The 22,614-nt window shown below is 34.4% G+C and carries 17 protein-coding genes; all 17 read right to left on the bottom strand.

Annotated elements, in window-relative coordinates:
• Window positions 1–299: 299 nt before the first annotated feature.
• On the bottom strand, window positions 300–557 hold the full coding sequence (locus tag ADH54_RS04835; protein WP_049524245.1) for a DUF896 family protein: 258 nt from the start codon (window positions 555–557) through the stop codon (window positions 300–302).
• Between the two features lie 41 nt (window positions 558–598).
• Window positions 599–2,635 (bottom strand): glycine--tRNA ligase subunit beta, encoded by a 2,037-nt coding sequence (gene glyS / locus ADH54_RS04830; protein WP_049524244.1) that lies wholly within the window; start codon window positions 2,633–2,635, stop codon window positions 599–601.
• Window positions 2,636–2,846: 211 nt separating this feature from the next.
• Window positions 2,847–3,764 carry a glycine--tRNA ligase subunit alpha gene (gene glyQ / locus ADH54_RS04825; RefSeq protein ID WP_000038733.1) on the bottom strand — a complete coding sequence of 306 codons (918 nt, stop codon included), beginning with the start codon at window positions 3,762–3,764 and terminating at the stop codon, window positions 2,847–2,849.
• 194 nt (window positions 3,765–3,958) lie between these two features.
• The gene (locus ADH54_RS04820; protein WP_049524243.1) at window positions 3,959–4,720 is read right to left on the bottom strand and encodes an elongation factor Tu; all 762 of its coding nucleotides are present in this window, start codon (window positions 4,718–4,720) and stop codon (window positions 3,959–3,961) included.
• Window positions 4,721–4,992: 272 nt separating this feature from the next.
• On the bottom strand, window positions 4,993–5,835 hold the full coding sequence (locus tag ADH54_RS04815) for an aldo/keto reductase (protein WP_049524242.1): 843 nt from the start codon (window positions 5,833–5,835) through the stop codon (window positions 4,993–4,995).
• Window positions 5,836–5,911: 76 nt separating this feature from the next.
• The gene (gene pgdA, locus ADH54_RS04810) at window positions 5,912–7,303 is read right to left on the bottom strand and encodes a peptidoglycan-N-acetylglucosamine deacetylase PgdA (RefSeq protein ID WP_049524241.1); all 1,392 of its coding nucleotides are present in this window, start codon (window positions 7,301–7,303) and stop codon (window positions 5,912–5,914) included.
• A gap of 159 nt (window positions 7,304–7,462) precedes the next feature.
• Window positions 7,463–9,013 (bottom strand): ClC family H(+)/Cl(-) exchange transporter, encoded by a 1,551-nt coding sequence (locus ADH54_RS04805; RefSeq protein ID WP_049524240.1) that lies wholly within the window; start codon window positions 9,011–9,013, stop codon window positions 7,463–7,465.
• Between the two features lie 22 nt (window positions 9,014–9,035).
• On the bottom strand, window positions 9,036–9,809 hold the full coding sequence (locus tag ADH54_RS04800) for a ribonuclease HII (protein WP_049524239.1): 774 nt from the start codon (window positions 9,807–9,809) through the stop codon (window positions 9,036–9,038).
• A complete protein-coding gene (ylqF, locus tag ADH54_RS04795; RefSeq protein ID WP_049524238.1) occupies window positions 9,796–10,647 on the bottom strand; it encodes a ribosome biogenesis GTPase YlqF in 852 nt (283 codons plus the stop codon). The genes ADH54_RS04800 and ylqF overlap by 14 nt, the downstream gene beginning before the upstream one ends.
• Before the next feature lie 81 nt (window positions 10,648–10,728).
• Window positions 10,729–12,237, bottom strand: coding sequence for a tyrosine-type recombinase/integrase (locus ADH54_RS04790; protein ID WP_049524237.1), 1,509 nt, complete (start codon window positions 12,235–12,237; stop codon window positions 10,729–10,731).
• Window positions 12,238–12,321: 84 nt separating this feature from the next.
• The gene (locus ADH54_RS04785; protein ID WP_049524236.1) at window positions 12,322–12,555 is read right to left on the bottom strand and encodes a hypothetical protein; all 234 of its coding nucleotides are present in this window, start codon (window positions 12,553–12,555) and stop codon (window positions 12,322–12,324) included.
• A 303-nt stretch (window positions 12,556–12,858) separates the two neighbouring features.
• Window positions 12,859–13,080: a helix-turn-helix domain-containing protein gene (locus tag ADH54_RS04780; protein ID WP_000286250.1), complete on the bottom strand. Its 222-nt coding sequence runs from the start codon at window positions 13,078–13,080 to the stop codon at window positions 12,859–12,861.
• A 1,119-nt stretch (window positions 13,081–14,199) separates the two neighbouring features.
• Window positions 14,200–15,147, bottom strand: a complete 948-nt coding sequence (locus tag ADH54_RS04775) for an ABC transporter permease (RefSeq protein ID WP_000668721.1) — start codon at window positions 15,145–15,147, stop codon at window positions 14,200–14,202.
• A 4-nt stretch (window positions 15,148–15,151) separates the two neighbouring features.
• A complete protein-coding gene (locus ADH54_RS04770) occupies window positions 15,152–15,892 on the bottom strand; it encodes an ABC transporter permease (RefSeq protein WP_004238208.1) in 741 nt (246 codons plus the stop codon).
• Between the two features lie 14 nt (window positions 15,893–15,906).
• On the bottom strand, window positions 15,907–16,848 hold the full coding sequence (locus ADH54_RS04765) for an ABC transporter ATP-binding protein (protein ID WP_049524235.1): 942 nt from the start codon (window positions 16,846–16,848) through the stop codon (window positions 15,907–15,909).
• Window positions 16,849–16,863: 15 nt separating this feature from the next.
• Window positions 16,864–21,405, bottom strand: coding sequence for a beta-ketoacyl synthase N-terminal-like domain-containing protein (locus ADH54_RS04760; RefSeq protein ID WP_049524234.1), 4,542 nt, complete (start codon window positions 21,403–21,405; stop codon window positions 16,864–16,866).
• Window positions 21,393–22,598: an ACP S-malonyltransferase gene (locus ADH54_RS04755; RefSeq protein WP_049524233.1), complete on the bottom strand. Its 1,206-nt coding sequence runs from the start codon at window positions 22,596–22,598 to the stop codon at window positions 21,393–21,395. The genes ADH54_RS04760 and ADH54_RS04755 overlap by 13 nt, the downstream gene beginning before the upstream one ends.
• Window positions 22,599–22,614: the final 16 nt, after the last annotated feature.

Genomic DNA, 22,614 nt, shown 5'->3' with positions numbered 1-22,614 from the left:
AACCTTCGACGCGCACCCGGCATAGCGGGTGGTTTTTTTGTCTCGCACCTAACGGAGCGAGACGGACCGAAAGTCACATAATATAGTATATTGAAATAAGATATGAACAAATCGATTAGGAAAGTCAAATTAATCTCTAGTAATATTTTAGCACTCTAGGCGTACTGTTATAGATTCAATCTACTATAAAACACCTCAAAAGTTAGAGCTAGAAAATCTAACTTTTGAGGTGCAGTCCATTTATGTATGATAGTCTTTTGGTATTATTTATCTATCTTTGTTAAAAGAAAGAATATTTATTATGAATTTGGGTCATCAAGACTACGGCCATGTAAACCTTTTTCACGTTGTGCCTGACGTAGTTTTTCTGGTGTAACATCGTTTCCTTCTTCATCCACAATTTTGATCCCTTCGATGTGGTGACGAACAGTGCGACGATAACCTTCGATATACTCCTCACGTAGTTTAGCTTGTTCCACTTTTTCTTCTGGGGTCAAGCCTTCTGTTTTTTTCTTTTTAGCAAGCTCGTTGATACGATCAATTTTTTTCTGATCCATTTCTTCTCCTTTGTGATAAGATAAAGTCCGTTTATCAAATTTTATTTAGTGTTAATTTGGTTAAAACGAGCAAGTTTAGCTGCTTTTTGAGTTAAATGAGACAAGATAGCCAAGCGATTTTGACGAACAGCCTGATCTTCTGCCATTACCATGGTATTCTCAAAGAAAGCATCAATAACCGGGCTAAGTGCAAAGAGTTGTTTCAATTGTTGGCTTGCAGATCCTGATAAAGCAAGTGTTTCTACTGCTTCTGCCAAGGCTCTCTCTTCTTCATTCTCAAAGAGAGCTGAATCAACTGTAGCAACTCCTTCTGCCTTCTCAGCCAAATTAAAGGCACGAGAAAGTGATTCAACAGATGGTTTAAAGTCTTCTTCCTTGCTTGCTTCTACGAGAGCACTTGCCGCTTCCAACATATCCGCCACAACAAAGTTTGATCCTGCAAGAACGGCTTCCTTAATATCTTTTGGAGTTGAACCCATCATTTTATCAACACGAGCCTTGATAAAGTCCATCACTTCTGCCTTATTTTCATAAGTCAAGCTATCGAAATTCAAAGCATAAAGGCTATCAATCAGCTCATCCATAGCAATGTGCCAACCAAAGGCATCCAAGATACGAACCACACCTTGAGTTGCACGACGAAGGGCATAAGGGTCATTAGAACCTGATGGGATCAAACCTACTGAGAAGAAACTCAAAATCGTATCTAATTTGTCTGCAATGGCTAGAATGGCTCCCACCTTGGTCTCTGGAAGTTCTCCTTCGGCTGATGTAGGCATGTAGTGTTCACGAATAGCAGCTGCTACCGCTGGAGTTTCACCAGCAAGAAGGGCATATTTCTCACCCATAATTCCTTGGAGCTCATCAAATTCACCAACCATACCTGTCAACAAGTCAAACTTGTAAATGGCTGCTGCACGAGCAAGGTCAACTGTTTCATCCGCTGACAAACCAGCTTTTTCTGCCAAGAGAATAGCAATCTGACCAGTACGAATCATGTGTTCACGAAGGGAACCAATTTTCTCGTGGAAAGTCACATTGTTTAATTTTTCAACAAGATCTGAAATGACCAATTTTTGGTCTTCACGCCAGAAGAATTCTCCGTCTTCCAAGCGGGCTACTAAGACTTTTTCATTTCCTTTGATAACATTTTCCAAATGCTCTGCATTTCCGTTACGAACAGAAATGAAGTTTGGCAAGAGTTTACCATCTTGATCACGGACAACAAAGTACCGTTGGTGTTCCTTCATCGAAGTCACCAAGACTTCTTCCGGAACTTCAAGGTATTTGGCATCAAAACTTCCCATAAAGGCAGTTGGGTATTCAACCAAGTTCAAGACTTCATTAAGCAAGTCCGCATCAATCTCGATGCGTACACCATGCTCAGCTTCGATTGCTTTGATTTGGTCAATAATCATTTGCTCTCGTTCACGTGGATCTGCTATTACAAATTGTGCACGAAGATCTTCTTCATAGCTCAATGCTGACTGAATTTTGGTTTCTTTCCCCAAGAAACGATGACCACGGCTCACACGACCTCCCTTAATATCAAGGAAATCCAAGTCAAACTCTTCTTCATCTAAAAGAACAGTCAAAGTGTGAACAGGGCGAATGTACTCAAAGCTATTTCCAGCCCAGTGCATGCTAACAGGGAAAGTCAATGACTTCAAGACATCTACAACACCAGGGACAATGGCTTCAACTGCTTGACCAACTTCTTCCTTAGTGACATAGACATATTCTTCACCCTTGATTTCACGGAATTCGATATCTTCAACAGTCAAGCCTTTTCCACGGACAAATCCTTGAGCTGCTTTGGTGAAGTTCCCATCACTATCCAAGGCAATTTTCTTTGCTGGCCCTTTAAAATCTTCTGTCAAATCAGCCTGTTTGTCTGCAAGACCAGTTACACGAACAGCCAAACGACGTGGCGTTGAGAAGGTCTGAATAGCTTCAAAAGACAGGCGGTTTTCCTTGAGAAAGGCTGCCATTTTTTCGCCTAGTTGTTTTTCACTTGGTGTGACAACATAGGCTGGTAATTCTTCAAGACCGAGTTCTACTAATAAGTTTTTTGTCATGTTTTTTCTCCGAAAAATATCTTTTTATTTTCCAGTTTGCCTTATGTGATTGGCACGCAAGCAACCAACTTCGTTGTTTCATTGCTAAAATTGGAGCCAAAAGTCTCCAATTTTGCCTAGTATCCTTAGCTTCACTAAGGATACCCTCATCACTGCGGCAACTGGTTCAGGGCTCACACTGTTCGCCCATTTTCGTAATTTGTCACTTTCTTTATTCCGCGTCTTCTGCTAAGAGTTTAGCTCGTGTTGCTTCATCTAAAAGTGGGTAGCCTAGGCGTTTGCGTTCTGCGACAAAGGTTTTGGCTACGACACGGGCTAGGTTACGAATACGAGCGATATAGCCTGCGCGCTCTGTTACAGATACGGCACCACGCGCATCAAGCAGGTTAAAGGTGTGTGAACATTTGAGAACATAGTCATAGGCAGGGTGCACCAAGCCTTCTTCTAATGCACGACCAGCTTCTTTTTCAAACTTATCAAAGTTTTCCAGCAACATTTCTTGATCTGAAATTTCAAATGAATATTTTGAGTGCTCATACTCAGGCTGGATGAAGATTTCTCCGTATTTTACACCATCAGCCCACTCAATATCATATACAGAATCTACTTCTTGGATGTAAGAAGCCAAACGCTCCAAACCATAGGTAACTTCCGCAGTCACAGGGCCAGTTGCCAATCCACCGACTTGTTGGAAATAAGTGAACTGAGTAATTTCCATCCCATCAAGCCAAACTTCCCAACCAAGACCAGCTGAACCAGTTGAAGGATTTTCCCAGTTGTCTTCAACGAAACGAATATCGTGCTCCAAAGGATTGATACCCAATTTTTCCAAAGACTCAAGGTAAAGTTCTTGGATGTTTGATGGAGAAGGTTTCATGACCACTTGGAATTGGTGGTGTTGGTAAAGACGGTTAGGGTTTTCCCCGTAACGACCGTCAGCAGGACGACGTGATGGCTCTACATAAGCCGCATTCCATGGCTCAGGTCCGATAGCACGAAGGAAAGTGTAAGGACTCATTGTTCCCGCACCTTTTTCATTATCATAAGCCTGCATGAGCATACAACCTTGGTCATTCCAAAATTGTTGCAAAGTCAAAATAATTTCTTGAAATGTTAATTTCTTAGACATTGAATACTCCTTAATAAAAAAATGATTTTTTGCGACACGAGTCTGCCTCGTCGATTATACGAGGCAAGACGAGTTAGTACTGCGTCTAGCTCAGCACCCTAGTACTGAGCGTAAGGCAGTCCGACTGTAAGGAGGTTTCTGCCACTGATGCAGTGGAAAGTCAATTTTTTAGACATTGTTTACTCCTTTAGTTTTTATATTTCTTTTTCAATTAATTTCTGCTGAACAAACCAATTTAACAAGGGAAGAGTTTTATCTGTATTTGCCCATAAATGATAAGAATCGAAGACCGCTTGTACACTACCTAGATTTTCTACCAACTTATCTATTGTCAAAAAACTACGCCAGTATTCGTAAAAAATGCTTGCATAGTTCTTATCATAAGTCGAAGAACCAAAATCATTCAATGAATGCCAACCATACTTCTTCTGAAAAAGTTCTACGAGAGATTGATTACAAATTTTTTCCGCTTGAAATTCCTCTTCTGTCAAGAAATACTTGCGACTAATATATTCAACCATCCCCTCTTCGAACCAGATATAAGAGTCATAACCATCAAAATCATCTAAAAAATGCTCCGACCAATGTGCTAACTCATGTCCTACAATCTGTAAGAGGAAATTTTCAGATAAAGAATGATAGTGACTTTCTATTGCTTGAGTTTGCTGAGAACACTCGTAGTCCAGCAACTGATACAAATACAACTCTTTCCAAACAGCTAAATCAGGCGTCATAACCATTCGTCTATTATTTGTATAGGCTGGAACAGCGCTTTCCCTAATAATCTGTGTAGCAGCATTAAAACTTGACCAAATAACGGCTTGCGGTAAATCACAGACTGCAAGTTCATTCTTTAAAAAAGATTGATAATCTTTCAACTTTTCAGTATTTCTTACTACAAATTCACGAAATGCAGCTAGTTGACTATCGTCTTTTACAAGATAAAGGTTTTCCACGTCTCTCCTTTCTTTCACACAATAGACTGAATAAGCAAAAGAACCGCGTCCGACAATCCTAGGTTGATTTAACCTAGGGGCGTCAGAAACGCGGTTCCACCCTAATTTATTACTTCATTGTTTTTGAAAATACTACAGAAAGCGCCAGTTCTTTATTTTGCCCTACTTGGCTCCCACTATCCCAAGCTCGCTTGAAGAACGCCATAAGACTTTCTTTCCTGTTGACTATTATATCAAAAATTGGAGCAATGTACAATTCTTTTTATGATTTTCTAGAAATCCATATCATCAACTCGTGGAGCACCAGACTGAACAGCAATTGTTTTTAAAGTTTCCCTCTCCTCATGACTCAATTCAATTCCAAAGCAATCAAGATTAGCCTGAATACGCGATGCTGTGACAGATTTTGGAAGTGGTAAAAATCCTTCTGCCAAGCTCCAGGCCAAGGCTATCTGAGCAACCGATTTTCCGTGATTTGCTGCGATTTCTTGAACTTGCTTGCTATCAAACAGTTCTCCCTGACCAAAAGGTCCCCAAGCTTCCAATAAAATTCCTTTTTCTCGACAGTAAGCTACGACTTCCTCTTGATACACACCTGGAGCCAAACGAACTTGATTGACCGCTGGAAGAATTTTTGCTGTTTCAAGCAAGGCATCCAAATGATGGGGAAGAAAATTACTAACACCGATAGCACGGATTTTGCCTTCTAGGTAAAGATCCTCCATCGCTCTCCAAACTTCCACATTTCGAGTTTTCCATTGGTCATTTTCTCTGAGCGGTTTTGGATTTGGCCAATGAATCAAATACAAATCCAAATATTCCAAGCCCAGCTTCTCTAAAGACTCTTCAAAAGCCTGACGAGCTTGCTCATAGCTATGATTTGTATTCCAGAGTTTACTGGTTACAAAAATTTCCTCACGCGGAACGCCACTATCTTGAATGGCACGACCAACGCTTTCTTCATTTTTATAAATAGCTGCCGTATCGATATGGCGATAGCCTGCCTTTAAAGCCTCTAGTACAGCTTGATAGGCAATCTCTCCATTTTCAGCTTTCCAGGTTCCAAATCCCAGAACTGGAATTGGAACGCCATTATTTAAAGTATAAGATTTCATTATTTTTCCTTTCTATGAGAAGAAAATCCAAAGAAGCAAATTTTCAAGGAAAACTTATCTCTTTAGATTTTGTGTATTATTGATCACGGTTATAGTAGAGCTGGTGAGCTTTAAGACGAGTATCTAACAAATCTGGAATTGTTACAAAGTCATAACCTTGCCCTTTCAAGTAATCAATAACCTTCGGTAGAGCATTTACAGTCTCAGCATGGATATCGTGCATGAGAATAATAGAACCATTCTTGACTTCACGCTGAATCTCTGTCAAGATAGCTGTTTCATTTTTACTCTTCCAGTCCAGACTATCCACATCCCACATAATAAAGCTCAAATCGAGGCTATTGCGAATGTCGTCTGTAATAGCTCCATAAGGGGGACGCATAAGTTTAGAGCTAGAACCCAGCACTTTAGTTAGTGCAGCCTCAGTATCAGTTATTTGTTTTTTGGCTTCATCAAGCGAAAGTTTTGAAAGAACTGGATGGCTCCAACTATGGTTTCCAATAACATGCCCATCTGCTTTCATGCGTTTCAAAATCTCTTCATTGCCAGAAACATTCTTACCTAAAACAAAGAAAGTCGCCTTAATACCATACTTAGAAAGAGTATCTAATGCTTGAGTTGTTGTTGCAGGATTTGGTCCATCATCAAAAGTCAAGGCTACTACTTTACGATTTTTCTTTTCATAATAAGCCTTATATAGCTCTGCGTCCTTATCTAATAAATAAGAGGACTGAATAACTTCAAAGAAACTAGATACTGGCAAGGCAATCCCATCCAGATTTTCCACTGATTGACTGGGATAAAGAATAATTTGGCTATCCTTATAATCAAAGTTCCATGCAGACAAGTCTTGGTCAGAGAAACCTTTAACAATCTGATCAAACTTTTCTTGCTCCAATTTCTTGTCCTGTAAGAAAGAAGTCAGTTCTTTTATCAGTTTCTCTTTGGCCTTACTAGCATCTGAAAATAGTTGATCAAGGGTAAAAGGTTTACCATCTTCTGTCAAATGCACTTTCGCTAGACTAGTTTTTTCAGTCTCTTCAACTTTTGAAGAAGTTAAATCATAGACTTGTTTCATCACACTTCGGTTGACAATCCCTTTTAAAGTCGAATCCTGTTTCTCCGTATAATAAAAAACCAGATTTTCCTTGTCTTCTAAATTTTCCTTAATATCCTGCACTATGATTCCTTTTACAGACGAAATCACTTGCTCCCCTTGGAGAGGATAATAAGCAATCACTTCGGCTTGCCCCTTACGAAAATGATCTTTCTGATTTCCCTCACTCAATTGATCATCTTTCTCTTTCTTGAGAGATTCAATCTTTTGTTCAAAACTTTGTTTTGTGTATATTTTGTATCCAATCATTGAACCAAGGACACAAATACTTACTGAAAAGATAGCTACTAGGGCTATTAAACTCATTCTTATCTTATCGTGATTCTCACGTTTAGCTCTACTTTTATCCATAAGACCATCATATCAAATTCAAGCTATAATTTCAATGATTTTAGAGGAAATAGTATATTAAAAAAGAGCCTTAAAAAATAACCGATTCCATTGCTGAGAATCGGTTTTCTAAATAAATCAAGCCAGTTGTTTGCATAATATAAATTATGTAAACAAACTCTACAACAACAAATCTTTGACTTTTCCAATTTCACTTTTTGGAATAACTAGGTGAATCATATCCCCCAGATACATTCTGGTTGAGCCGTTAACTGTTTGGCTCTTGCCATTATGGACTTGAGTAGTGATGAGTACGTTATGTGGCAAGTTGAGTTCGTGTACTTGTTTTCCTGCTATTTTATCTGAAACTGGGATTTCAATGAGGGTGACTTCTCCTTCATCTGTTGCTTCTTCAGGTAGCATTTTTTCCAACATAGCCTCATAGACTGGTGCACCCTTGAGTAAATCCATGATGATGTAGGCGACCAAGGTTACTAATCCAAGTGGCATGAGGTTGCGAATATCTCCTACCATCTCGGTTACTAGAATCATAGCTGTTAAGGGAGCTTTAGAAATCGCTCCAAAGTAGCCACTCATTCCCAGAATGACAAATATAGGGAATTGCTCTTGACTGACAAGACCAAGATTGACACAAATAACACCAACTAGAGCTCCAAGCAAGGAACCAAGCGCCAAAATGGGTAGGAAAATTCCTCCTGGAAGGCCACTTCCATAGCTAATCATGCTCCAAACAAAGCGAATCAAAAAGTAAACTAATAGAACTTGGAAACTAAAATCTTGCTCAGTTAGGGAAAGAACAAGCTGATTTCCACCACCAAGGATTTGGGGTAAGAAGATTCCGACTGGTATGATGAGAATAAAGGCAAGAATTGGGTAATAAGCTTTATCCAAATGGATTTTTTGGCCAAGCCAATCATAAACTCTTCCGACGTTTAATACAGCTTTCTCATAGACAAAACCGGAAAGTCCTAGAAAAATTCCCATAAGGAGATATATCCAATACTGATCTAGGGTCATGAGAGGGATATTATCAGGCATGTCTAGCACTGGCGTTAGGCCAAATATGAGCAGAGAAACAAAGTTTGCTACGAGACTAGCTGCGAGAGTAGATACCCAGAAAAAGCGTGAAAAGTGATGATAGACTTCTTCTACTACAAAGAGAAGTCCAGCAATTGGAGCATTAAAGGCAGCGGCTAAACCTGCTGCAGCTCCACTAGCAATCAAGGAGCGTTCCTCTACTGGACTGGATTTGAGCCATTTGGCAATTCCTTTACCACCTACCGCTCCAAGTTGAATACTGGGTCCTTCACGCCCCAGCATGAGTCCACTGGCAATTGCCAAAATTCCTAGAATATATTTTTTCCAAAGTACGCTCCACCAGTTGAGAGTCATCAATCCCTTTAATTCGGCTTCGACTTGAGGGATTCCAGAACCCTTTATGTCTTTTTCTGATAGAGTTAATTTTGCACTGAGCCAACAAACTATTAAATAAAATAGACCAATGATAAAAAGATTGCGCACTAGGTGCGCTTGATCTTGATAAAGTCCTTGTATCAGGTGAAAGCCTTTTTCAATTAAAAACCGAAAAGATCCAACGATGATCCCAACGACAAGACCGACGATGATTCCTCGACCAACTTGGGATAATATAGTGCTTGAGGCAAAGGCAAATTCTTTCTTGGAACTGAGTGTTTCTGACTGTTCCTCCATAATCATTCCTTCTAACTTAACTTTATTTTTCTCCTGAAACCAGCGATTTAACGGGTTCAAAGCTGGTTCGGTGAATTGGGGTAACTCCTAGTTTTATGAAGCCTTCCAGGTGTTTAGCTGTTCCATATCCTGCATTAGTAGCAAAATCATAGCCAGGAAACCGCTGATCGTATTCCTTCATCAATTCATCACGGGTCACCTTGGCTACTATAGAAGCCGCTGCGATAGAGAGGGAGTTGGCATCTCCTTTGATAATGGAGGTTTGTGAAATGGGCAATTCCAGTTTCATGGCATCTATCAGGAGGTGCTCAGGTTGAGGACTGAGCTGGGAGATAGCTTCCTGCATGGCTAGTTTGGTTGCTTCATAGATATTGACTTGGTCGATGACCTGATTATCCATGATACCAATTCCAATCGACAAGGCTTGGTCTTGAACGGCTTGAAAAATCTCCAGATGTTTCTTTTTAGGAATTTTCTTGCTGTCATTGAGGCCTTTAATCTTACAATTTTTAGGTAAAATAACAGCTGCAGCGACTACAGGCCCAGCCAGAGGACCACGTCCAACCTCGTCAACACCTGCTATCAAGGTCAATTCTTGCTTGTAAAGTTCTTTTTCGTAGGAAAGCATGGCTTCCAAACGAAGATCCTCATCCAATTCTGCCTGAATAGCTTTTTTACGCTTGCTGATTTCTTTTTGAACTCCAGAGCGATTATCCTTTTCAAGCTCTAAAAAAATAGGGCTTTCTAAATCCTTGATCGTCACAAGGAGTTCTTTGATTTCTTTAATCGTCGCCATCAAGGTCTTCCAATGTATCTAAGGTATAGTTACCGAGTTTGCCATCACGGACTTCCTTCACGAAGAGACTGTAAAAACGGTCATAGTCGTCACGGAAACCGAGGGCACGGGTCATGTCCATAATAATAACCGGAGCTTCTTCCTCAATTTTCATTTGTTTGAAGCGTTCGGCCAGCTTTTCTGGATAATGTTCTTTGAAATAATTGAGACCAAAAATAGTTACCTCATCCATAGGAAGCAGCTGGTCTTTGATAGCTCCAGTCAAGGCCAACTTAAGCGCAACAGTTTCATCTTCAAACTTAGGCCAGAGAATTCCTGGCGTGTCTAGGATTTCAAGATCTTTATTGGTTTTGAGCCATTGTTGACCTTTGGTAACACCTGGTTTATTGCCGACAACGGCAATCTTCTTACCGGCCAAACGGTTCATGAGAGTTGATTTACCAGCGTTTGGAATCCCGATAATCATGGTTCGCAAGGTTTCAATCTGGATACCACGTTCCTTCTGGCGAACAATCTTATCAGCCATGAGCTTTTTGGCCGCATCTGTCACAACTTTTACAGTCAATTGCTCTTTGGAGTTGATAGCTAGCGTCTGGATTCCTTGTGATTCAAAATACTGACGCCATTCTTTGGTCATTGCTGGATCGGCCAAGTCCGCCTTGTTTAAAATCAAGAGTTTTGGTTTATCACCAACAATCTTGGTCAACATAGGATTTTGACTAGATAGAGGTAAGCGTGCATCCACCAAAATCGTCACAAAATCAACAAATTTTAAATTTTCCTGAACCTGTCGACGTGCTTTAGACATGTGACCAGGAAACCATTGAATAATAGCCATTGAGTTTTTTTCCTTTCGTAGCAAGGGTTTAGAGCCCCTATTTTATTTTACTATTGTCTAAACACCAAGCGAACACCAAAACTACCATGCAATGGAAAAACCTCTGATTTGATTCTCACTTGATTTCACAATCTTTATATCAAACTGTGGATGGTATTTGACAATATCTTTTTTGATTTTTAATAGTAAATTTGAAACAATATTTTTAGGTGAGTAATGTGGATTAAGATGTAACAAGTCTTTGAACTCATCAACACTTAATTCTACTTTATTGCTATTATCACTAGTTTCAATGAATTTTTCAATCATTCTGGAATATTTACAGGTATAACTTTTCAATTCTTCAAAATGGAAATTGTGATTTTCTACAAATTGATTTAAGGCTTTTACCGTATTTTCTTGTGAACGATTTATATTATGTGTATAGCCCATTGTTGTCTCAAAGTTAGCATGTCCTACTCTAGTCATAATATCTTTTACTGCTATGTGCATCTCATTACTTTGAAGGTAACTAATATGCATATGCCTAAACGAATGGGGAGTAACATGTTTTACCCACTTAAAACCATAGTCGCTTAAACAATTTGTCAATAATTTTCCTTCTATTCGTTTCAAAATTTGACGAAAAGTGCTTGATGTTATTGGAGAGCCGTATTCTGTTCTAAATACACTTTCAGAATGTGTAAAAGCAGGACAGGGATGTTTCTCCATATAAGCATCAAACTCTTTATTTCTCTGTATTGTCCTTTTAATAGCTTCGCTTGTAGCTTCAGGCAAAGCTACTTCTCTAATTGAATTGAGTGTTTTAGTTGTATCAAAATGAAATTGTTCAACTTTTAAACAGTGATATTGAAGTGCCTTATCAATATGCAAGATTCCTTTTTCAAAATCAATATCTGATGGTAAAAAAGCTGCTTCACTAATTAGAATACCTGTAAGCAACAATACTATAGCAAGATCATAATAGTTTGCATTTCTGCATTGGCGTAACACATCAAAAAATGCATGTAATTCATGGATTTCTAGAAATTTAGAATCATGTCTTTCTTTTGCTTTACGCCTTTTCTCTAATGAAATATCTAGTTTTACCGCAGTCATTGGAGAAAACTTAATGACATTATATAACACACCATGATTAAAAATCTTATTACAAGTACTTTTTATATGAGTCATTGTTGAAGGCGATGCATCATATATTTCTAAATATTTATTGAGACTATTTTTCATCAGAAGTGGAGTAATCCTGTCTAACAAAAAATCATCTCCTATAATTTTCCCAAGACGCTTCATAACCAGTAGTTCTCTTTGAATTATTTGTGGTTTAACAGAGACACACCAAGTCTGAAACCAATTTTCTTTTAACTCTCCAAATGTTGTAATCAGTTCAGGGCTAAACTGACTTTCAAATGAAGTAGTTAGTCTATCTATTTTATCAAGAACCTCTCTTTCAGCTTGTTTCCTCGCCCTACTAGTATTCTTAGTATAACTTACAGTTACTGATTTCCACTTTCCTGTTAGTGGATCTTTGTACTTTTCAACCACTTGATATAAGGGTTGCCCTTTTGAATTTGTTTTAGTTACATAATACATAATTTAATTCCTCTTAACTCTTAAAAAGAAATAAATCATTGTTGTATAGAATAAATAACTACCCTATATTATACCATGACTTCCTTATTTTGTCCGCTTTTGCTTCCATCTTAAGAAACTTTCAAATCCTTCTAGATTAATGAAAACAAGTTTATGGGTTGGGTTAATTACATACATGGAAAATGTTCTGTTTTCTCGCATTTCTTTAATCCATCTGTTCAATGTATATTGATTTAAACCATCCCATCTTTTTAGACTTCCTTTTTTATCGGCCCATTCTGCAATGGAATTTTCGACAGATATATATTTTATATTCATGACATCATCCTTCCTAAAAAATATTTTTACCTCCATGGCATGACTGATGAAGTCATCATAAGAATTTCACTTACTGCTCTTTTACGGTGGCAGCCTGAACGGTCAGAAGTATCATTGTATATCATTTGTATCATGGCATATAAAGTATCGCTCTATTTTATTGATGGTTTTAAAATCGCTCTTATCATGGCGAGCCATTCAAATCTGCTCCACAAATGAGGAAAGTACCATTTTGGACTATTCAATTGTCAAAGAACAAATAAAAAAATCTCCTCATTTTCACACTCTATGAAATTAAGGAGATTATTTTCTAAAGCGAATTTTATCAGGAAAATCTGTCAATCCCAATAGGTAGTCTGTACTGACATCGTAAAAGTTTGAGAGAGTTACCAATACATCTTCCGTTAAGGCATGTTCACCCCGTTCAATTTTAGCATAAGCTGAGTTTGTAAACGAAAGTATTTTAGCTATTTGTTTTTGGGTCAAATCGTGATCTTCCCTCAAATCTCTCAAACGTCTGTACATCTAGCTTTCTCCTGAGAAAAGTATAATATATAAAACTAAGAAATCATTCAAAGTGTCCAAATTGGACATTTTGAACTAAAATTAATTTATTAAACACTTCTCATAAGCATATCTATTAACCGTCTGAGAGCAAAAATTTTATCAACTATTTAAAATTACTGACATTTAAAAATTAGTCTTACTGTAAAATAAAGCGAAACACAAAAGACGTGTTTATCTGATAAATTAGTGTCTTAAAAGCACTATAAAATGTTAGGAATCCATTCACTAATCAATTATACAAGTACTTCTCTGAAGTTGAACAATAATAAATTCTAGGTTTATTTAAATAAAGGATAAAAATCTGCTTAGACTGCACGTCTAAGGAAAGTTTATCGAATTACCCAGAGTTGTACTACCTTTTAATATATCTACCAAATCTTTACTTAATAAAAAACAACTAGGAAAGTAAAATTTATGATATGTGTAGAAGAAATAATACTTGTACATGTTACTGAGATTGTGAACTAGACTCTATTATTGCTTAGAAGATTGTCGGTGAACCTTCTATTCTGACCTTAGTAGAGTGACAAACTCGCTATGCTATCTCAAGGAAGCTCTTAGAGAAGAAGATAGAATATGTCAATCAAGACGTGTTATAACGCAAGAAACGGTATTCAATTAAATCATTACTACTGAAAATGAAATCGAGTTTTCTTTATTCAATTAAATAGAGGTATTAAAAAGTTATTTTTCCCATGCCTATTCATTCTATGGTAAGATATTCAATGAGAACTTCATCAGTCCTTTACGTGAGTTCGTTTCAAAAGCAAATTTACCCAAAGAATTGAAATAAAAATTTATAGAGGCTTGCACAAAAATATTCAAAGGAAATCTAGAAGAATTCATGGGTATAAGTCATCGAAAAAGCTGCTTGAGTTGACTCAAACAGCTTGAAAGGATTAAAACTATGTTACACTTGATTCTACAAATGGGCTTTAGAATTTCTTTGGTATTAGTAAAATAAAGAAAAATAGATAAGTCATCATTGGAATGATATATTTGCGAGGATGTTTCCATAGTTCCTTCTTTTAAACGATAAATTCTAAAGAATCATTATGATAATTGATTTAAAATGTATCATTCACCTACTTTTTGATTTTGTAAGTAATTTGCAATCAGGAAGAACAAAAGTATGTAACCTACAATTACTGTAATCGAATAAGATAAATTAGTTAAATTACCATCAATACTTTTTCCTAAATTCGAAAAATAATACTGAGGAAAGATATAATGTATCTTATCTTGAATGGAATCTTTTTTTACAGAAAACAATGCACCTGAAAGAAGCATAGTTATAACAGATACCATTGTTCCGATTATAAGCGCTCCTTGATTTTTTTTAGTCAAAGTAGATAAAAATATTCCAAAGTTTGCTGAAAATAGCTCAATTAAGAGAATATATAGGACTAACTTCCATGAAATATTAAGATCAAATAAAGGAAGTAAAATTAAACTACTTAATAAATTAGTAGTAAATAAAATCAAAAAATTAAACACTACCTGTTGTAGAACATAAGAAAAATTGGAAACTCCACTTAGATAGATTCGTTTATCCAGTCCATTTCTATCATCAAAATAATATCTGTATAGTATTAACGAGAGTATCATAGAGCTCATAGCCATAACAGTAATAATAATTTTATAATAATTATTATTGCTAGAAGCAGTTAATGATTTTCCTTCATTTAAATACTGACTTAATTTCATACCTAAAGTTGAGTTTCTGACTGTAGTTACTTTATATTTTCCATCCTCTTTATTGATATATGCATCATATTCGCCTGATATTAGATTAACATAATAGTTCATATCTTTTTCTACTTCTTTGATAGAAATGTTGTTATTATTCATCTCTAATAGTTCAATTGCATTTTTTGTTACACCAATCTTTACTTTTTGACTTTCCATTGTTACAACAAACGATGTTGCTGCGATGGTTATAAAAACAAGTAGAAAAGATATAATAGCATATGTTTTTTCTTTCCAAAAACGTTGTAAGTTATTTCTTAAAATAATAAATTTCATTTTTTCACTCTCCAAAATTTTCAGGTCGATACTTAAAGTGAATGATAATTACAAATAGTACTGAACATAGTAACAAAATTGATAATGTATTAAAATATGAACTATAATTTTTATCGTAAATGATACTAAAAAAAGTTGACATCACTTTTGAAATTGGGGATAAGGCAGATAAATTAGCAATTTTTTCCCCAAAGATATACATTGGGAAAAATAAACCAGATAAAATTGCTAAAACATTAATAACTAGATTTAAAATTTTTGTTACAATATCTTCACTTTTTAACAATACACAGAAAGCACCTCCAAATGTGATAGAAAAAATTACTAAGGCTAAGTCAAGCAACAAACTATAGGCAATATTAGATTTACCATAGTTTACCACCCCTGTACTATTAAAGATAAGCATATAAAAAGCTAGGATCAGATATGAAATAGAAATAGCAACTATTAATTTTGACAAATAAATCTTGTAACGTGGAATCGGAGAATATACAATCCTGTAATTTGCATACTTCACATTACTCCCAAATAATAATTCTGGCAATATAATTACTGTTGCCATGGACAAATAAATCATCATAGTAACACCGTAATAATCATATGATGTTAAAACATCGTCACTAAAAATCGAACCAAATACAAACCCTGTTGTTAAAATCAGGACAATTGGATAAATTAGCAGATACATCATGATTGGCTTATTCTTTAAAAGATTCATCACATCTTGTTTCATCATAGTTATCATTCCAATCCCCCCAACTAATCTCTTAAATTTTTCCCAGTTAATAGTAAGAAAACATCTTCTAAATTTCTCTTTACCATTGTAATACTGGTGATATTTAGATTAAACTTAATTAAAACCTCTAGTACACTATTAATTGTCATAGACTCCCCACACATACTAAAGATTATTTCAAATTCATCTTTTTGTTTCAAACTTTCTACATTTGTTAATTCACGAATTTCATCTAACACTGCAGGAGATACCTGTTTATCTACTCTAACTTGATAATTAGAATTGCTATAATATTCTAAAATATCATCAAGAGAACCATTCAAAAGTACCGCTCCACCATCCATGATAATGACACGGTCACAAATTTGTTGCACCTCTTCCATATAGTGAGTTGTGTAAATGATAGTAGCTCCCTCATCCCTCAACTGCTTAATTGAATCTAGAATATGATTCCTAGATTGTGGATCAATTCCTACTGTTGGTTCATCAAAAATAATCAATTTAGGGTTATGTGCTATTGCACATGCAATATTCAGACGTCTTTTCATACCACCAGAAAAAGTTGATGGTTTGTCATCTTTCCTGTCTTCAAGTCCAACTTTTTTTAATGCATTTTCAACTTTTTCATTAATTTCGCTTTTTTTGACTCCGTATAAAGAAGCAAAGAATTTAACATTCTGTGCGGCTGTGATATCTTCATAAATAGCCAATTCTTGAGGAACAATTCCGAGTTGTTTTTTTACATCCTTGATGGACAAATTTTCATCATTAAAAAATATTATTTCGCCTTCATCAGATTGTAATAAAGTAGATAAAATATTTATTGTCGTACTTTTCCCTGCACCATTTGGTCCTAAGAAACCAAGAATTTCACCTTTTGTAACATGAAAATTTAAATTATCTAATGCTTTTCTTCCGTTTTTATACGTTTTTGATAGTTTTTTAACTTCTAAAAGATTTTCCATTTATTCTTTCTCCCTTCATTCTTGGATATTTCTTTTGATTGTTTCAAGGAAATATTTTTTTAAATGTGTTATTTCTAATTCAGTGAACAATTCATTTCTATATTCGATTATGCCTTGTAAGCATCCATCAATTTTCACAAATTCCCATTTAATATTAAACATACCTTGTTTTCTTATCAATTCAGTTTGAATCTCTAATCCATCTATTTTAAAATTATCAGAACTAATTGAATCTTGGTAAATAAAATAATTATTAAATAAATTATTTTTTTCCATCGCCTCTTCTATTTCATATGTCTGTATTTCTTGTTTTTCCATAGCAGATAAAATTTTAGATTGTGTTTCTAAAATTAATTCGCTAGCATTTTTAACTTTAGATAAGTCCATATAAATGGGAAGAGAATTTCTAAAAAGACCAATTATATTTTTAACATTACCAAAATCTCGGCCAGACACCGGTATACCAACAACTTGTTTATCGTTTTTCTCAATTACACTATTAGTTTTAAGATAAGTAGCTAGTAACACCGAAAACAGACTAACGTTTTGTTTTGCAGAGTATCTTTCTAAATTTTCTAGTAATGTTGAATCTATAGTAAACCTGATTGAACTTATTGTATTGCTTTTTATATTAGCTGGCACAACCTCTAGATTTATAGGTGCTTCCTTCAATTCATTTACCCATTCTTGTAATTTAAATTTATGATTTAATTTAATCTGTTGATTATACCATTCTGAATAATCTGTATAATCAATAGAAGGAACTAGAACTTCTTGATTGTTGTATAACGTTATTAATTGACTTAAAAATACTTTCATTGATTGAAAATCAAAAATAATATGGTGTGCATCAAATAACAAAATCGAATTATTGGGGCTACTTTGTAATAGCTTGATTCTAAAAAGAGAACCATTTTTTAAATCAAACACCTTAATGAAATTATCTTTTATTGTTTCCCATTCTTCAACTGAAGCATATTCGACCTCAATGTTTTTTTGCATAAATGGATCTATAACTTGAAAAATTTGTCCGGCTTCCTCTATAAATTTTGTTCTGAAAGCTTCGTTTTTCTCAATAATTTTATTGAATGCAGCATTTAGTTTTTCAATATCTATCATACCTTTTAAATGCAAACAAATATTTACATTTAAACCTGTTTCCAAATGACTTTTTGACATTTTATACATTCTAATTTGCTGTGGTGTTGCAAGATATCTATTCTTCACTTCTGATTTTACTATTTCTTGATCGTTCTCATATAAATTATTGTTTGATAAAAAATTTGACAAACTATCAATTGAGTTGTTTCTTAAGATATCTGCTGCTGATAACTTCAAATTGAAAATCTTATTCAATCGTCCTGCAATTTCTACAGCTGTTAAAGAATCTCCACCTAGTTCGTAGATATTTCCTGAAATATTTTTTTGACTACCGAAAATATCTATAAATACTTCTTTTAGTTGATCTTTAATTGTTTTGTTTGAACTAGACTCAGTAGTATGATTTAAATAATCAGATATCCAACACTTCTCTTCCGTCAAATCCAATTTTTTAACTTTGAAATTAGAAAATTGTTTATTGTTAGGCGGGCTCCTTTTTAAAACCATATGAGCATTTGTTCCCGAAAAACCAAAAGAACTAACACCGATATAAGTTTCTTTACCCGCTATGTCTTTATTTAGGTCGTTAATATATACTTTAGAATTCATGAAATTTATATTTCTATTTGGATACATAAATCCTATATTTTTAGGAATTTTTCCATTATATAGTGACATCGCAGCCTTAATAATACTTACTAGACCCGATAATTCAAATAAGTGCCCTATATTATTTTTTACAGATCCGATTCCAATGCTATTATCCCTCATAAAATTAAATGCCTGATTAATTCCAAATATTTCTATTGGATCGCCCAATTTAGTGGCTGTTCCATGAGTCTCAATATATAATTCATCAGAATCTTCCACCTCTATATTTTTCCACGCATCCAGAATAACATTAGCCTGTGCATTAGGATTTGGAACAGTTAAACCTGATGTTTTTCCATCATGATTAACTGCCATACCACAGATTGTTGCATATATCCTATCATTATCCTGCATTGCTTTGGATTTACTTTTTATTATAATTGTCGCTACGCCCTCCCCAATATAAGTACCATTTGCCTTATCATCAAATGCAGAGGAATTTTCTGAGTTATCAAAAATACCAATATCATTCTCTTTTGAGTCTATCGGGCAAAAATTAATTTTAACTCCACCAACTATCGCTGCCTCACATTTTTTTTCTTTAATTGAATCAACAGCTAGCGAAACGGCAGATAAAGAAGAGGAGCATGAAGAATCAACTGTAATTGCTGGACCTTTAAGATTCAGCAGATATGAAATTCTGCCAGAAATCATGGCTGCCATATTTCCTGTGTTAGAATTTCCAATTTTCTTGTTATCCAATGAAGCAATTAGACTACCATAATTAAAAAGATAATCTTGTCCAAATGAAATAAAAGTCCCCCATTTTCTGTTGTCTACTGTCTCTTTTGTATATCCAGCATCTAATATTGCTTTGTATGCAGAAGTTAACATTAATCTTGAATTTGGATCCATCAGCATAGCTTCAGATCTAGGAATGTTGAAGAAGTTATAATCAAATAAATCTATATTTTGGAGATAATTTCCTTTCCTAAAACTCAAGTCTGTGAAATTATAGACGTTTCCAAATTCATTAGCAATCTTAATCCTTTTAGGAGAAAGGTTGCTAATGAATTTTTCCCCAGCTAGTAAAGAATTATAAAATTCATCTTTATTTTGATTCTTTCCAATATTTAAATCTATACCAATAATCGCATATTCATCTTCGCCAGTTTCATTAATAGTAGAAGAATTTACAAGTTTTGAAATTCCATTTTTATAATCAGGAATTAAGCTTTTTTCTTCAATTTTTTTGGCGAATTCTCCAATTGTTTTTAAACTATAAAAATCAGCAATTTCTATTGAATTAGGAAATAATTTATTAATTTCTGAATATACTCTAGTAATAAATATTGAATCTAATTCTAAATCTGCAATTTCTGTATTTAAATTAATATCTAAAAATCCAAATTTTTGTTCTAATAGTGATATTAAAATGTTTTCCGTACTATCTTCTGATAATAATGTTCCTTCATTACTAGCTACCCAGAAATTTTTAAGACGGAATGGGCTACGTTTAAATGATTTTTTTTCTTGATTAGGAAATGGGCTTAAGATAATATGAGTATTAGTACCACTCAATCCAAAAGAGTTAATTAATATTTTATAATCATCTTCAACTATCTCTCTTGCTTTATCTACAATATAAAACGGAGAATTTTCATAATCTATATTTCTATTAGGATAAGAAAAATTTATTGACGGTGGTATTGTATTATTTTCAATTATTTTAATACATTTAATTAACGAAGATATACCTGATGCATCTATTGTATGACCAATGTTTGTCTTTACTGACCCTATTCCACAAAACTGCTTCCTGTCTGTGTAATTTCTAAATGAATCAGTTAAAGCTTTGATTTCAACATCATCACCTAAATGAGTTGCGGTTCCATGTGCTTCTACGTATACAGTTTTTTCTGGATTAAATGAACTTTTCTCCCAAAGCGATAATTGAAGATCACTTTGGGCACGTCTATCTGGGGCAGTTATACTTATTGAATCGCCATCTTGATTAGATAACACACCATCTATTACACAATAAATATAATTTTTATCTTCAATTGCATCATTTAATCTTTTTATTACTACTGCTCCAACAGCTTCTCCCACACCCGTTCCATTTGCAGAATCGTCAAAAGTTCGTGTTCGTTCATCCTTAGATTCAATCCCTAAACTCACATCAACATTCTCAGGATATATGAGAATATGTGCACCACCAACCAAAGCAAGGTCACATTCGCCACATGAAATAGAATTAATTGCCTGGTCCACCGCAAACAAACTAGAGGAACAGGCTGTATCTATCACAACACTTGGTCCTTTTAAATTGAAATAATATGAAATTCTACTGGATAACATTGAATCCATATTTCCTGTACCAGAAATATCTACTAAATCTGGTCGAATAGTTTTTATGATATCAAAGTATTTGTAGTTAAGCATATTACTATTCCCAATAAAAACACCGGTAGAAGTATTTGAAAGTTCATCCAAAATACCTGCATCTTCAAAAGCTCTATAAGCCGTCATTAATATCAAACGTTGTTTGGGATCAATTAATCTTGATTCTGCATCACTTATTTGAAAAAACTCATTATCAAATCCACTAATATCATTTAAATAAGCTGCATGTCTATATGATTTGTCTTTTTTTGAAATTTTTTTTCCAAATTTTTTTACTTCATTCTTCCTTTGTTCAGGAAAATCTCTAATAAAATCCTTTCCTCTCAATAAATTGTTGAAAAAATCATCTACAGATTCTGATTCAGGAAATAAGCCGGAAATTCCAATAATTGCATACTTATTATTTTTTTCTGATGTATTCTGATAACTATCCAAAACAATATCATCTAAAATTCCCATTTTAAACCTCCAATATGAAAGTTTTTCTTTAATTCATTCTTTCTACCAATAATTTCACTTTCCGGAACAGACTTTAAGGGAAGTAACTTAGAAAAAAGTGTATCATAGAATAACTGACAACTTGAAATATCTACTAAACCATCATTCGAGATGAAATCATTACATTTCTGCAAGAGATCCTGGTATATGTTTATATATTCCTCGAAACCATTTAAATCATCAGAATTATTTTTACTACAAACAGCAATAGATATAATTTTTTTTAAAAATTTTAAATAGAAGTTTGATGAATTTTTTAAATAAATATTTTCATAATCTTCCTCACAGGAAGTAACAATGTCAAAAATGTATGGGTAACTAGAATTAAAGAAATTCTTTAAGACAGGCTGCGTACCAAATTCAATGATATTTTTAATATTATTTTCCTTCATTTGAGCAATAACCTCATTCCAGTGGACAGGCATCAATATCTGCTTTGAAAGAATGTAAGATAAATTATCTTCTTTATTATAAAATCTTCTTAAAGCACTACTAAAAACCCTATCAATATTATCAGGATTATAGTTTATTCTTATTTTTTCAAGTTTTTCACTTGCTTTTTTCATTAAATTACTATGAAATGCACCTGCAACTTTTAATCTTTTAAAAGGTATTGATTTTTCTTGTAACTCAAATTCCAATTTATTTAAATTTTCTAGATTTCCAGAAAAAACAATTTGTTTTTTTGAATTATAGTTAGAAATATCAACTTCAAATTGTTTTGATAACTTCTCTAGCAAATTAAGATCATTATGGAATACAGCCGTCATACCACCTAACTTATCAGTAGTACACTCTTCCATTGCTTTAGCTCGTTCATTAACATACAGTAACCCTTCGTCAAATGTAATAACATCAGCACATACTAATGCTGTGATTTCACCTAAACTATGTCCTGCATACATGTAGAATTCATCTTGAACATCTCTTTTAAATATTTGGAAAAATATATATGATGATAAAAAAGTTAGAATTTGCGAATTATATGTACTCTTTTGAATATCCTCTGAAAAAAAATATTCACTTTTTTCCCCTATGATATTCATGGCTTTATCTAAAATTCTTTGAGCCTCAAGATTTTCTTCAATGATTTTTTTGAATTTCTCTAAATCCAAATTTCCTTGTCCAGGAAATATAGCTGCATTATTTATCATATTTTTCTCCCTTAAA

Origin of the sequence: Streptococcus pseudopneumoniae (assembly GCF_001072315.1) — a bacterium.
GTDB lineage: Bacteria > Bacillota > Bacilli > Lactobacillales > Streptococcaceae > Streptococcus > Streptococcus pseudopneumoniae_R.
Note: the sequence above shows the minus strand (reverse complement) of the source record. Positions and strands in the feature narration are given on the sequence as shown.

Bases quoted from the DNA above. Each gene is read 5' to 3' on its own strand.
- ADH54_RS04835 (WP_049524245.1), bottom strand. From the start codon at position 557: ATGGATCAGAAAAAAATTGATCGTATCAACGAGCTTGCTAAAAAGAAA.
- glyS (WP_049524244.1), bottom strand. From the start codon at position 2,635: ATGACAAAAAACTTATTAGTAGAACTCGGTCTTGAAGAATTACCAGCC.
- glyQ (WP_000038733.1), bottom strand. From the start codon at position 3,764: ATGTCTAAGAAATTAACATTTCAAGAAATTATTTTGACTTTGCAACAA.
- ADH54_RS04815 (WP_049524242.1), bottom strand. From the start codon at position 5,835: ATGAAATCTTATACTTTAAATAATGGCGTTCCAATTCCAGTTCTGGGA.
- pgdA (WP_049524241.1), bottom strand. From the start codon at position 7,303: ATGGATAAAAGTAGAGCTAAACGTGAGAATCACGATAAGATAAGAATG.
- ADH54_RS04805 (WP_049524240.1), bottom strand. From the start codon at position 9,013: ATGGAGGAACAGTCAGAAACACTCAGTTCCAAGAAAGAATTTGCCTTT.
- ADH54_RS04800 (WP_049524239.1), bottom strand. From the start codon at position 9,809: ATGGCGACGATTAAAGAAATCAAAGAACTCCTTGTGACGATCAAGGAT.
- ylqF (WP_049524238.1), bottom strand. From the start codon at position 10,647: ATGGCTATTATTCAATGGTTTCCTGGTCACATGTCTAAAGCACGTCGA.
- ADH54_RS04790 (WP_049524237.1), bottom strand. From the start codon at position 12,237: ATGTATTATGTAACTAAAACAAATTCAAAAGGGCAACCCTTATATCAA.
- ADH54_RS04785 (WP_049524236.1), bottom strand. From the start codon at position 12,555: ATGAATATAAAATATATATCTGTCGAAAATTCCATTGCAGAATGGGCC.
- ADH54_RS04780 (WP_000286250.1), bottom strand. From the start codon at position 13,080: ATGTACAGACGTTTGAGAGATTTGAGGGAAGATCACGATTTGACCCAA.
- ADH54_RS04775 (WP_000668721.1), bottom strand. From the start codon at position 15,147: ATGAAATTTATTATTTTAAGAAATAACTTACAACGTTTTTGGAAAGAA.
- ADH54_RS04770 (WP_004238208.1), bottom strand. From the start codon at position 15,892: ATGATAACTATGATGAAACAAGATGTGATGAATCTTTTAAAGAATAAG.
- ADH54_RS04765 (WP_049524235.1), bottom strand. From the start codon at position 16,848: ATGGAAAATCTTTTAGAAGTTAAAAAACTATCAAAAACGTATAAAAAC.
- ADH54_RS04760 (WP_049524234.1), bottom strand. From the start codon at position 21,405: ATGGGAATTTTAGATGATATTGTTTTGGATAGTTATCAGAATACATCA.
- ADH54_RS04755 (WP_049524233.1), bottom strand. From the start codon at position 22,598: ATGATAAATAATGCAGCTATATTTCCTGGACAAGGAAATTTGGATTTA.